The following is a 12,515-nucleotide window of genomic DNA, read 5'->3' on the forward strand; positions in this document are numbered from 1 at the left end:
GCTGACTGTTACTAATCGGTCGAGGGCATAACCAAGAAGGTAGGACAGGGTAAGAAAATGGATGGAGTAAAGATTTAAGTTTGTATGTGGTTTTGAAGGTACATGAGATACCTTTAGGTATGGCCCGATGGCTCAGTTGGTTAGAGCGCCGCCCTGTCACGGCGGAGGTCGTGGGTTCGAGTCCCATTCGGGTCGCTTGCAAAAAGTACTTGTTGCTGATTGCTTAATTAAATTATCATGGGATCATAGCTCAGCTGGGAGAGCATCTGCCTTACAAGCAGAGGGTCATAGGTTCGAGCCCTATTGGTCCCATTGATATGCCGATGTGGCTCAATTGGCAGAGCAGCTGATTTGTAATCAGCAGGTTATCGGTTCGAGTCCGATCATCGGCTTGCATCAGACAGTTAATCTGAATGATGTCTGTTGGGAGACAGTAAAACTTCATATGGGTGGATTCCCGAGTGGCCAAAGGGGACAGACTGTAAATCTGCTGCAATTTGCTTCGGTGGTTCGAATCCACCTCCGCCCATTGCATATTTAAAAAAGATGTGCTATAATGAGATATCATCGCGGGATGGAGCAGTCTGGTAGCTCGTCGGGCTCATAACCCGAAGGTCGTAGGTTCAAATCCTGCTCCCGCAACTCACACATTAGTGTGTATGCCCAGATAGCTCAGTCGGTAGAGCAGAGGACTGAAAATCCTCGTGTCACTGGTTCGATTCCGGTTCTGGGCACTGTCTTCGAGAGAAGACAAGCTGTATAACAGATGGAGCATTAGCTCAGGTGGTAGAGCACTTGACTTTTAATCAAGTTGTCCGGGGTTCGAATCCCCGATGCTTCATGACTTAGAAGATGTAAATCCTGTATAAAAGAGGGTTTACATCTTTTTTCGTTTCGTAGGAAATATTGAAAGTGCTTCCCGTGAAACGAAAAAACTTATAAAATTTAATAAAAAAGGGGAGCGGGATATGAAATCAGCAGCAGAATTAGAAAAGAATTTGATGAGTATCAACCGAAGAAGTTATCCGGCTTACAAAGATTTGAGAGGGAGCTATCAATTCCAGGGATATCAGCTTAATATCGATCATGTTCAGGGAGATCCGTTTGCTTCTCCGTCAAAGCTGAGTATCCAGGTGAAGAAAGCACAGGCTGGATTTCCTGAAGAGTATTATACCAGTGATCATAGAAGAATTGCACTACAGGACTATCTTACCAGACAGTTTGGAAAAGCTGTTTCCAAATTTATGTTTCAGGCAAAAGGTTCGGGAAAAAGTGGACTGATCGGAATCAGCCGCTGCGGACAGGAAGTTCTGGAGAGAACTGCATTTGAGATTCAGAATGGAGACCTTCTGGTACGTTTTGAAGTGGGATTTCCAGCAAATGGACGGACGATCAATGCATTTGAACTGAAGAAGATTTTGTTTGAATATCTTCCGGAAGCTGTGGACAGATCCTTATATTATCAGAACCTGAACAAGCAGGACGTGAAAAAGTGTATAGAATTGGCGGAAGATCAGTATTATATTAGAAGAGAACTGACAAAACGGGGACTAATCGCATTCGTGGCAAATGGTTCGGTATTACCAAGAGAGAGCGGGGTATCACAGAAGCCCATGAAGGGCGCGATCGCTTTTGAAGCACCGGAGAGTATGGAGATAGAACTGGATCTTCCGTACAGGGGAAAATTAAAAGGAATGGGAATCCCGGAGGGAATTACTCTGATCGTAGGCGGTGGATACCATGGAAAATCCACGCTTCTGAAGGCATTGGAACAAGGCATTTACAATCATATTGCCGGTGATGGAAGAGAATATGCGATTACTTCTGATACCGCAATGAAGATCCGTGCTGAAGATGGAAGAAGTGTGTCCCATATCAATATTTTACCATTTATCAATGATCTGCCGAATAAGAAGGATACGGTGAACTTTTCTACAGAGGATGCCAGCGGCTCGACTTCACAGGCTGCGAATGTAGTTGAAGCGGTACAGTCAGGTGCAAAATGTCTTCTGATCGATGAAGACACCTGTGCGACGAACTTCATGGTTCGGGATGAACTGATGCAGGCAGTGGTATCCGGTGAACAGGAGCCGATCACTCCATTCACGCTTCAGGCGAGAAATTTATATGAGAAGCAGGGAATTTCCATTATTCTGGTAGCCGGAAGCTCAGGATCTTATTTTTATATTGCCGATCATGTGCTGCAGATGGATAATTACCGGACATACGATATCACAGATAAAGTAAAAAAAGTGATTGTCGGTAAATGTGAGACTGATGAAAAGAAGGTTCCGGTTGATGTAGCAGTGTTATTTGATAAGAAAAAGCACAGAAATTTAAGAGCCGGAAAAATGGAAAAGAAAAGAGACCAGGTTAAAATAAAACAGTTTGGAAAAGATTCCTTTTCTATAGGAAGAGAAAATGTGGATCTGAAATATGTGGAGCAGATACTGGATTCAGAGCAGACAACCGCACTAGCATACTGTCTGAAGAATCTGTTGGAAGAAATGGAACGGAAAGAGCAGGATGTGGATATCTGTGTAGAAAAACTCTGGGATCAGATTCAGAAACAGGGACTGGCATCCCTTTGTGGGGGAAGCTATCTTTCTGTATCGATGGCACAAATCCGGAAGCAGGATATATACGCGTGTCTGAACAGATATCGGGGATTTATTGGATAAGAGGAAAGAATTTGGAGGAGAAGATCCGTGAGGAGATGGAAGAAAGTTTTAAGTGCATCATTGGTGGCAATGATGGTTGGAAGCCTTGGAATGAATGCATTTGCAGAAGATACGTCGGCAAATGAGCCGATCGATACAACGGTCAGCAACTATAATCTGACAGAGGAAGAGACTTCCGGTAAAAAGGAAGAAGAAATTGAAGCCCTGCAGAAGCAGAAAATTGAGGAAGTGACACAGCAGGCGCATGATATGAAGATTGCAAGCAATGAACTGGAGAACTGGCCGGAAGGACCGGCAACGTACGGAGAAGCTGCAATCGTTATGGAAGCAAAAAGTGGCGCGATCCTTTATGCCAAAAATATTGATGGGAAAGCTTATCCGGCAAGTATCACGAAAATTCTGACGGCACTGATTGCTCTGGAAAATGGAAATCTGGATGACAAGATCACCATCACACAGAACAGTGTAGACTGTGTGACGGAAGGCGATGCTTATATCGGAATGATCGCAGGGGAGGAAATTTCTTTAAATGACGCGCTCCATGCACTTCTGATGGCATCGGCAAATGAAGTTGCCTATGCGATCGCTGAAAATGTTGGAGGACTTGGATATGACGGATTTATCGCGAAGATGAATGAACGTGCAAAAGAACTTGGCGCGGTAAATTCTGATTTTGAAAATCCGAATGGACTGAATGCGCAGAATCATTATACAACTGCACGGGATATGGCGTTGATCACGCAGGAACTGCTTGAAAATCACGAAGAATTTAAGACCATTGCACAGACATTGCAGTATACGATCGGCGCAACGAATCTGGTGGATCAGGCGAGAACTTTCCAGCAGGGAGATCTGATGTTCTACGACTGGAGTGATTATTATTATCCGAAGACGATCGCCGGAAAGACCGGGTATACAGATGAGGCACTGAATACACTGGTATCCTGTGCGACAGATGACAATCTGGAGCTGATCAGTGTTGTACTTAAAACCCATGGCAAGAATGTATATCCGGATTCCATCAATCTGCTCGATTATGGATTTAATAATTTTGCAAAATATACGATCGCTGATTATGAGGATTCTGGTGATTTTAAAGAGATCGATCCGGATGCATATGTTGTACTCCCGGAAAATGTGAATTTCGAGAACCTGGATTACGAGATTACACAGGATGATACGAACAGCAGCACCGGAACAGTAACTTATACTTATCAGGGCAACCCGGTCGGAAAAGCAGCTGTGACGTTGAGTGATGAATATCTGCAGAAGGATAACACAGAAAATGAAACACAGGTGCCTGGCGATAAGTCAGGCAGTGAAACACAGAAGCAGGCTCAGAGTACAATACCACGAGAGGTAATCCTTGTAATCTGTGCGATTGCTGCAGTGCTTATACTGATTATTGTATGGAGAGCTGTTCTGAAACATATGAGAAAGAAGAAAGTGGAAACAAACAGAAAGCGCAGAAGAGAAGTTGACAAAGATTAACGTCTGGTCAGTTAAATATAAGGAAAGAATCATGAAATACCGCAGAACCCCTTGACGAAGCAAGGGGTTCTTTATTATAATAACCTAGAAATGGTGAAAAAAGATCAAAAGACATTGACGAAGACAGTAAGGTTTATTTGAAAGGTAAAGCGAGCCGGGGATGGTGGAAGACCGGTGCAAGTAGGGTAGATCTGAACATCACTTCCGAGTTGCAGCAACTGAAAGCAGTCTGGCGAGTAAGTTCTGACGGTTATTTCCCCCGTTACAGGAAACTCATATGCTGGTATGCAGTAACAGGTGGTTAACGATGTACAGACTTTCGTCCTTTTACGGGTGAAAGTCTTTTTTATTTCATAGGAAATTCCAAAGGAACTTCCTATGAAATAAAAGGCACTGCGTGCCGGAGATGCGCACTCGCACGAAGATGAAGAATGTCGCAAGCGACCGCGCTCGGCGCGAGAATGTGCCGAGGCACATTCTTTTTTAATTTTACAGGAAATTCCAAAAAACTTCCTGCAAAATTAAGGGCACTACGTGCCGGGACACATTTTTTCTATATACCCAAAAATGCATACAAAGTCATTGATTCAGAAAGGAGCTTATCATGGCTAAGTACAAAAAAGTGGATACAGACCTGAAGTTTGTAGACAGAGAAAAAGAAGTTGAAAAATTCTGGAATGAAGAAGATATTTTCAAGAAAAGTATGGAGAATCGTAAAGAAGGAGAAACTTATACTTTCTACGATGGACCTCCGACAGCAAATGGAAAACCGCATATCGGACACGTTCTTACCCGTGTAATCAAAGATATGATCCCGAGATACCGTACAATGAAGGGCTACATGGTTCCGCGTAAGGCAGGATGGGATACTCACGGACTGCCGGTAGAGCTGGAAGTAGAAAAACTGCTCGGCCTTGACGGAAAAGATCAGATTGAAAAATATGGTGTAGAACCATTTATCAATAAATGTAAAGAAAGTGTCTGGAAATACAAAGGAATGTGGGAAGATTTCTCTTCTACAGTAGGTTTCTGGGCAGATATGGAAAATCCATATGTTACTTATGATAATAACTTTATCGAGTCTGAATGGTGGGCTCTGAAGAAAATCTGGGATAAGGGACTCCTTTACAAAGGATTTAAGATCGTTCCTTACTGTCCACGCTGTGGAACTCCGCTTTCAGCACAGGAAGTTGCACAGGGATATAAGGATGTCAAAGAACGTTCTGCTATCGTTCGTTTCAAAGTCAAAGATGAAGATGCATACATCCTTGCATGGACAACCACACCTTGGACTCTTCCTTCTAATATCGCACTCTGCGTAAACCCGGAAGAAGATTATGCAAAAGTAAAATGCGCAGACGGATATACCTATTACATGGCATGTGCTCTGCTCGACACCATTCTTGGAAAATTTGCAGAAGAAGACAAACCGGCATACGAAGTTCTTGAAACTTACAAAGGGAAAGATCTGGAATACAAAGAATATGAACCGCTTTACCAGTGTGCATATGACTGCGCAGCAAAACAGAAAAAGAAAGCATTCTTTGTTACCTGTGATGATTATGTAACGCTGACAGATGGTACTGGTGTTGTTCATCTGGCACCGGCATTTGGTGAAGACGATGCGAAAGTAGGACGTAAATATGACCTGCCATTCGTACAGCTCGTTGACGAAAAAGGTGATATGGGTGAGACCACTCCATTTGCAGGACTTTTTGTAAAGAAAGCAGATCCGGAAGTATTAAAAGATCTGGATGCACGCGGACTTCTCTTCGATGCTCCGAAGTTTGAACATAGTTATCCACACTGCTGGAGATGTGATACTCCACTGATCTACTATGCAAGAGAATCATGGTTCATCAAGATGACAGAAGTTAAAGATGACCTGATCGCAAATAACAATACCATCAACTGGATTCCGGAAAGCATCGGTAAAGGTCGTTTCGGTGACTGGCTTGAAAATGTTCAGGACTGGGGTATCAGCCGTAACCGTTACTGGGGAACTCCACTGAATATCTGGGAATGCGAATGCGGATGCCAGCACTCCATCGGAAGTATTGAAGAACTGAAATCCATGTCAGACAACTGCCCGGATAATATCGAGCTTCACCGTCCATACATCGATGATGTAACCATCAAGTGTCCGAAGTGTGGAAAACAGATGCACCGTGTACCGGAAGTAATTGATTGCTGGTTCGACAGCGGATCTATGCCGTTTGCACAGCACCATTATCCATTTGAAAATAAAGAATTATTTGAACAGCAGTTCCCGGCTCAGTTTATTTCCGAAGCCGTTGACCAGACAAGAGGATGGTTCTATTCTCTGCTGGCAATTTCAACTCTGATCTTCAACAAAGCACCATACCAGAACGTAATCGTTCTCGGACATGTGCAGGATGAAAATGGTCAGAAGATGAGTAAATCCAAAGGAAATGCAGTTGATCCGTTCGATGCACTGGAGACTTACGGAGCAGATGCAATCCGCTGGTATTTCTATGTAAACAGTGCACCATGGCTGCCGAACCGTTTCCACGGAAAAGCTGTTATGGAAGGACAGAGAAAGTTCATGGGAACACTCTGGAATACCTACGCATTCTTCGTACTGTATGCAAATATTGATGATTTCGATGCAACCAAATATGCACTCGAATATGAGAAGCTGTCTGTAATGGATAAATGGCTGCTATCCAAACTGAACACACTGATCAAGACAGTCGATAACAATCTTGCAAATTACCAGATTCCGGAAGCTGCAAGAGCACTTCAGGATTTCGTAGATGATATGAGTAACTGGTATGTAAGACGCAGCCGTGAACGTTTCTGGGCAAAAGGAATGGAACAGGATAAGATCAATGCTTATATGACTCTGTATACAGCACTTGTTACTGTATCAAAGGTTGCAGCACCGATGATCCCGTTCATGACAGAAGAAATCTACCAGAACCTGGTAAGAAGCGTAGATGAAAGCGCTCCGGAAAGTATCCACCTGTGTGATTATCCGGTTGCAAACGAAGCTTACATCGACAAGACTCTGGAAGAGAACATGGACGAAGTCCTGAAGATCGTTGTAATGGGACGTGCATGCCGTAATACAGCCAATATCAAGAACCGTCAGCCGATCGGAAAGATGTTCGTAAAAGGCGCTTCTGATCTGCCAAAGTTCTATCAGGATATCGTGGCAGACGAGCTGAATGTAAAGGCAATCGAGCTGACTGAGGATGTTCGTGCATTTACTTCTTATACATTTAAACCACAGTTAAAGACAGTTGGACCAAAATATGGTAAAATGTTAGGTGGAATCAAAAATGAACTCAATAATCTGGACGGAAATGCCGCTATGGATGAACTGAATGTGACAGGTGTTCTGAAGCTTCAGGCGAACGGTCAGGAAATCGAACTTGCAAAAGAAGACCTTCTGATCGATATGGCACAGATGGAAGGATATGTATCTGAGAGCGACTATGGTATCACCGTTGTACTGGATACAAACCTGACAGAAGAACTTCTGACAGAAGGATTTGTACGTGAGATCATCAGTAAGATCCAGACCATGCGTAAGGAAGCCGGATTTGAAGTTATGGACAAGATCAGGGTAACTTACGACGGAAGCGAAAAAGCAGAAAAAGTATTTGCAGAGTATGCAGAGCAGATCGGACAGGAGACACTTGCAGTTGCAGTTGAAAAAGCTGAACCTGCAGGCTATGTGAAAGACTGGAAGATCAACGGCGAAGCTGTAAATATGGGCGTAGAAAAGCAGGGAGAATAATCCCTGCCGCTGCGCAAAAATGAGAAGGGAATATAAGTATGTACAGTAAAAGATTTGAAAAAGAAACTTTTAAAAATGATGTGAAAGAAAATGTGCGGACACTGTATCGTAAAGAGATTGAAGAAGCAACTCCGCAGCAGATTTTCCAGGCAGTATCTTATGCAGTAAAAGAAGCAATCGTAGATGACTGGCTTGCAACACAGAAAACATACGAAAAAGAAGATCCAAAGACCGTATATTATATGTCGATGGAATTTCTTATGGGACGTGCACTTGGCAACAACCTGATCAACATGACTGCATATAAAGAAGTAAAAGAAGCCCTTGATGAGATGGGCATTGATCTGAATGTGGTAGAAGATCAGGAACCGGATGCGGCACTTGGTAATGGTGGTCTTGGACGTCTTGCAGCTTGCTTCCTGGATTCGCTTGCATCTCTTGGATACGCAGCTTACGGCTGTGGAATCCGTTACCGCTACGGTATGTTCAAACAGAAGATCAAAGATGGCTATCAGGTAGAAGTACCGGATAACTGGCTCAAAGATGGCAATCCGTTTGAAATCCGTCGTGACGAGTATGCAAAGGAAGTCCGTTTTGGTGGTACGATCCGTGTACAGTATAATGAAGAGACCAAAAAGAATAATTTTATTCAGGAAAATTATGAATCCGTACTTGCTATTCCATATGATATGCCGATCGTAGGATACGGAAACCATGTTGTGAATACACTTCGTATCTGGGATGCACAGGCGATCACAGACTTTAAGCTCGACGCATTTGACCGCGGGGAATACCATAAAGCGATCGAGCAGGAAAACCTTGCAAAAACGATCGTAGAGGTTCTTTATCCAAATGACAATCACTATGCAGGAAAAGAGCTTCGTCTGAAACAGCAGTACTTCTTTGTATCTGCCAGTCTTCAGGTTATGCTTGATAAATATAAAAAGAAACACAAAGATGTGCGCAAACTGTATGAAAAAGTTACGATCCAGATGAACGATACCCACCCGACTGTAGCAGTTGCAGAGCTTATGCGTCTGCTTATTGACCAGGAAGGTCTTGGATGGGATGAAGCATGGGAAGTAACAACAAAGACGGTTGCTTACACCAACCATACGATCATGTCAGAAGCACTTGAAAAATGGCCGATCGACCTGTTCTCAAGACTGCTTCCGCGTGTGTACCAGATCGTACAGGAAATCGACCGGCGTTTTGTAGAACAGGTACGCCGCATGTATCCGGGTAATGAAGATAAAGTCCGTAAGATGGCAATCCTGATGGATGGACAGGTAAGAATGGCTCACATGGCTATTATCGCGGGATACTCTGTAAATGGTGTTGCAAGACTTCATACAGAGATTCTGAAACATCAGGAGTTAAAAGATTTCTACGAAATGATGCCGGAGAAATTTAACAACAAGACCAATGGTATCACACAGAGAAGATTCCTTCTTCATGGTAACCCGCTGCTTGCAGACTGGGTAACAGACCACATCGGAGACGGTTGGATCACAGATCTGTCCCAGATGTCAAAATTAAAACCACTTGCTGATGATCCGAAGGCAAGAGCAGAATTTATGGATATCAAATACAAGAACAAGGAACGTCTTGCAAAATATATTCTGGAACACAATGGAGTAGAGATCGATCCGAGATCTATTTATGATGTACAGGTTAAGCGTCTTCATGAATATAAGAGACAGCTTCTTAACATTCTGCATGTAATGTATCTGTACAACCAGATCAAAGAACACCCGGAGATGTCCTTCTATCCGAGAACATTTATCTTTGGTGCAAAAGCTTCCGCAGGATATGTCCGTGCAAAAGAGATCATCAAACTGATCAACTCTGTAGCAGATGTGGTAAATAATGACCTGAGTATCAATGGAAAGCTGAAAGTCGTATTTATCGAAGATTACCGCGTATCCAATGCAGAATGGATCTTCGCGGCAGCAGATGTCAGCGAACAGATTTCTACCGCTTCCAAAGAAGCTTCCGGAACAGGTAACATGAAGTTCATGCTGAACGGTGCACCGACACTTGGAACTATGGATGGAGCCAATGTAGAGATCGTAGAAGAAGTTGGAATTGAAAATGCATTTATTTTCGGTCTCAGTTCTGACGAAGTTATTAACTATGAGAATAATGGCGGATATAACCCGCAGGAAATCTACTTCAATGACTGGGATATTAAGAGAGTCGTTGACCAGTTGATGGATGGAACTTATTCACATGGTGACCATGAGATGTTCCGCGACCTGTATAATTCACTTCTGAATACACAGGGTGGAGACAGACCGGACAGATACTTTATCCTGAAAGACTTCCGTTCTTATGCAGAAGCACAGAAGAAAGTGGAAGAAGCTTACAAGGATCCGGATCGCTGGGCTAAGATGGCACTCCTGAATACAGCAAGCTGTGGCAAATTTACTTCAGACAGAACCATTCAGGAATATGTTGATAATATCTGGAAACTGGATTATGTTACAGTTAAACCAGAAGCATAATCAGTCAAAACCTCTCATACAGTGGTATGGGAGGTTTTATTTATGCGAAAATACTTCAGACAGGCAGGCTATTTTGCTGCCATTCTTATATTACTTCCGTATATGGTTACGATTCTGCTGAATGGCAGAAGCGGTCTGGCGCAGGACAATGGGACGAGCCCGTATGTGACCGTAAAAAGTGACGAAAAGAACAGAAAAATTTCGCTGGATGAATATGGGATCGGGATTCTGGCTAAAGAAATTGAGGCAGATGCGGGGGCGGAAACGTTAAAGGCACAGGCAGTGCTGATCCGGACCAGCATTTACAAAAGCATCCAGGATGAGGGCACCAATACTGTCCTGACGAAGGAATACTGGACCAGGCAGCAGATGGAGAGCAACTGGGGAGCAGATCATTATGGAGAATATTATGAGAAGATGAAAGCTGCCTGGGATGAGACAAAGGGACAGGTTCTGCTGTATGACGGAAGGCTGATCCTGACTCCGTATCACCGGCTAAGCAACGGGAAAACAAGGTCTGGAAATGAAGTGTTTGGTTCGGAAGAGTATCCGTATCTTCAGAGCAGGGAATGTCCCGAAGATGTGGAGGCAAAAGAGGAGATGACCGTATCCATGATTCAGGGAAGCGACATGGAAGTGACAGGAACAGACAGTGCCGGGTATGTGACAGAGGTCCGTTGTGGCAGTGAAACAGTAAATGGTGAAGAATTCCGGAGAACCTATCATCTTGCCTCGTCATGTTTTACGCTTCAGGATTATGACGGGCAGACAAGGGTTACGGCGAAGGGAATCGGGCACGGTCTTGGGATGAGCCAGTACACGGCAGAGAAGATGGCAGAGGAAGGGAAATCCTGTGAAGAAATCCTGCAATATTTTTTCACTGATGTCAGTCTGGAAGAGGTCACGGATATTGTGATCGAAAAAAACAAAAAGGGAGAATAAGCTGGTCATTTTCTGGCAAAAATATTGTCAGAGGTGATAAAATATGAATAAAAAGCAGCAGTCCTCTAATAAGAGGAGAAAAAGAGCGTCGATCGGTCTTGCGGTCTGCTTTGCCGCTGCTATTGTGCTTACAGGAGCCTATACATGGAGAAATTACCGGGCAAATGTGAAGGATGAGCAGGCAAAGATCGAGGAAGAACAGCAGGCGAAAGAGGAAGAAATCAAAAGAAATGCGGAAGAGACAAGCAGTATTGCAAAGAAAGCGCTGGAAGATGAAGAGCCTGTGACAAAAGAGGACAGCCAGGCTGCAAATACGGCAGCAGATGGAAGTACAGAGAACAGGATGGATACATGGGAGACGGACAGCACGCAGACCGCAGGAACGGCAATGAACCTGAATTTCGGGGAGGACAGCCAGCTTCTGTGGCCGGTGGACGGCAATGTGCTGATGAGCTACAGTATGGATAAAACCGTATATTTTTCTACATTGGACCAGTATCGATATAATCCGGCGATGATCATATCCGGTGCGGTGAACGATAACGTGATCGCAGCAGCACCAGGTATAGTCAAATCCATTGACAACTTTGCGCAGACGGGAATCACGGTGACTCTGGATATGGGAAATGGCTACGAGTGCATGTATGGACAGCTCAAAGAAGTGCAGGTGAAAGTCGGTGATTATCTGGAAACGGCAAATGTGATCGGATATCTGGAGATCCCGACCAAGTATTACAGTCTGGAAGGCTGCAATCTGTATTTCGAGATGTTAAAAGATGGTCAGCCGGTCAATCCGATGGACTATCTGGCTGAAGAATAAGAGCAGGAGAAAGGAAGAGGGGCTTTTTAGTCCCTCTTTGAAGCGATGAATTATACATATATTTTAAAATGCAAGGATGAAACATTATATACCGGGTGGACGAATGATATTGAGAAGCGTCTGGAAGCGCATAATGCCGGGAAAGGCGCAAAATACACCAGATCCAGGAGACCGGTAGAGCTGGTGTATCTGGAGCAGTTTGAGACGAAGGAAGAGGCGATGCGGCGGGAGTATGCGATCAAGCATATGACGCGGAGAGCAAAGCTTGGGCTGGTGATGAACTATAAAGAGACAGGGCAGTAGGACAT

The 12,515-nt window shown here is 43.9% G+C and carries 7 protein-coding genes and 7 tRNA genes; all 14 read left to right on the forward strand.

Features of this window, described 5'->3' with window-relative positions; translation table 11 throughout:
* Positions 1 to 121: 121 nt before the first annotated feature.
* The 14 genes from G4407_RS12545 (at position 122) to G4407_RS12610 (ending at position 12,510) form a co-directional block, all read left to right on the forward strand.
* A tRNA-Asp gene (locus G4407_RS12545) sits at positions 122 to 195 on the forward strand.
* 44 nt (positions 196 to 239) lie between these two features.
* Positions 240 to 312: transfer RNA gene (locus tag G4407_RS12550), tRNA-Val, on the forward strand.
* Between the two features lie 7 nt (positions 313 to 319).
* Positions 320 to 392, forward strand: a tRNA-Thr gene (locus G4407_RS12555).
* A 55-nt stretch (positions 393 to 447) separates the two neighbouring features.
* Positions 448 to 529: transfer RNA gene (locus G4407_RS12560), tRNA-Tyr, on the forward strand.
* 39 nt (positions 530 to 568) lie between these two features.
* A tRNA-Met gene (locus G4407_RS12565) sits at positions 569 to 642 on the forward strand.
* Between the two features lie 19 nt (positions 643 to 661).
* Positions 662 to 734: transfer RNA gene (locus tag G4407_RS12570), tRNA-Phe, on the forward strand.
* Positions 735 to 768: 34 nt separating this feature from the next.
* Positions 769 to 841: transfer RNA gene (locus G4407_RS12575), tRNA-Lys, on the forward strand.
* Positions 842 to 968: 127 nt separating this feature from the next.
* A complete protein-coding gene (locus tag G4407_RS12580; RefSeq protein WP_173689174.1) occupies positions 969 to 2,681 on the forward strand; it encodes an ABC-ATPase domain-containing protein in 1,713 nt (570 codons plus the stop codon).
* Positions 2,682 to 2,708: 27 nt separating this feature from the next.
* Positions 2,709 to 4,172, forward strand: coding sequence for a D-alanyl-D-alanine carboxypeptidase family protein (locus tag G4407_RS12585; protein WP_173689175.1), 1,464 nt, complete (start codon positions 2,709 to 2,711; stop codon positions 4,170 to 4,172).
* Positions 4,173 to 4,776: 604 nt separating this feature from the next.
* Positions 4,777 to 7,938 (forward strand): isoleucine--tRNA ligase, encoded by a 3,162-nt coding sequence (gene ileS, locus G4407_RS12590; RefSeq protein WP_173689176.1) that lies wholly within the window; start codon positions 4,777 to 4,779, stop codon positions 7,936 to 7,938.
* A 38-nt stretch (positions 7,939 to 7,976) separates the two neighbouring features.
* Positions 7,977 to 10,445: a glycogen/starch/alpha-glucan phosphorylase gene (locus G4407_RS12595; protein ID WP_173689177.1), complete on the forward strand. Its 2,469-nt coding sequence runs from the start codon at positions 7,977 to 7,979 to the stop codon at positions 10,443 to 10,445.
* Positions 10,446 to 10,487: 42 nt separating this feature from the next.
* Entirely contained in the window at positions 10,488 to 11,387 is a 900-nt protein-coding gene (locus tag G4407_RS12600; RefSeq protein ID WP_055248055.1) for a SpoIID/LytB domain-containing protein, read from the forward strand.
* A gap of 43 nt (positions 11,388 to 11,430) precedes the next feature.
* Positions 11,431 to 12,207 (forward strand): M23 family metallopeptidase, encoded by a 777-nt coding sequence (locus tag G4407_RS12605; RefSeq protein ID WP_173689178.1) that lies wholly within the window; start codon positions 11,431 to 11,433, stop codon positions 12,205 to 12,207.
* Between the two features lie 45 nt (positions 12,208 to 12,252).
* Complete coding sequence (locus tag G4407_RS12610) at positions 12,253 to 12,510, forward strand: GIY-YIG nuclease family protein (RefSeq protein ID WP_173689179.1); 258 nt, start codon at positions 12,253 to 12,255, stop codon at positions 12,508 to 12,510.
* The last annotated feature ends 5 nt before the right edge of the window (positions 12,511 to 12,515 follow it).

The organism is Allocoprococcus comes, from assembly GCF_013300725.1.
Taxonomy (GTDB): Bacteria; Bacillota; Clostridia; order Lachnospirales; family Lachnospiraceae; genus Allocoprococcus; species Allocoprococcus comes_A.

What these genes read in the sequence shown, in the direction of transcription:
- G4407_RS12605 (WP_173689178.1), top strand. Translation starts at nt 11,431, where the DNA reads ATGAATAAAAAGCAGCAGTCCTCTAATAAGAGGAGAAAAAGAGCGTCG.
- G4407_RS12580 (WP_173689174.1), top strand. Translation starts at nt 969, where the DNA reads ATGAAATCAGCAGCAGAATTAGAAAAGAATTTGATGAGTATCAACCGA.
- G4407_RS12600 (WP_055248055.1), top strand. Translation starts at nt 10,488, where the DNA reads ATGCGAAAATACTTCAGACAGGCAGGCTATTTTGCTGCCATTCTTATA.
- G4407_RS12595 (WP_173689177.1), top strand. Translation starts at nt 7,977, where the DNA reads ATGTACAGTAAAAGATTTGAAAAAGAAACTTTTAAAAATGATGTGAAA.
- ileS (WP_173689176.1), top strand. Translation starts at nt 4,777, where the DNA reads ATGGCTAAGTACAAAAAAGTGGATACAGACCTGAAGTTTGTAGACAGA.
- G4407_RS12610 (WP_173689179.1), top strand. Translation starts at nt 12,253, where the DNA reads ATGAATTATACATATATTTTAAAATGCAAGGATGAAACATTATATACC.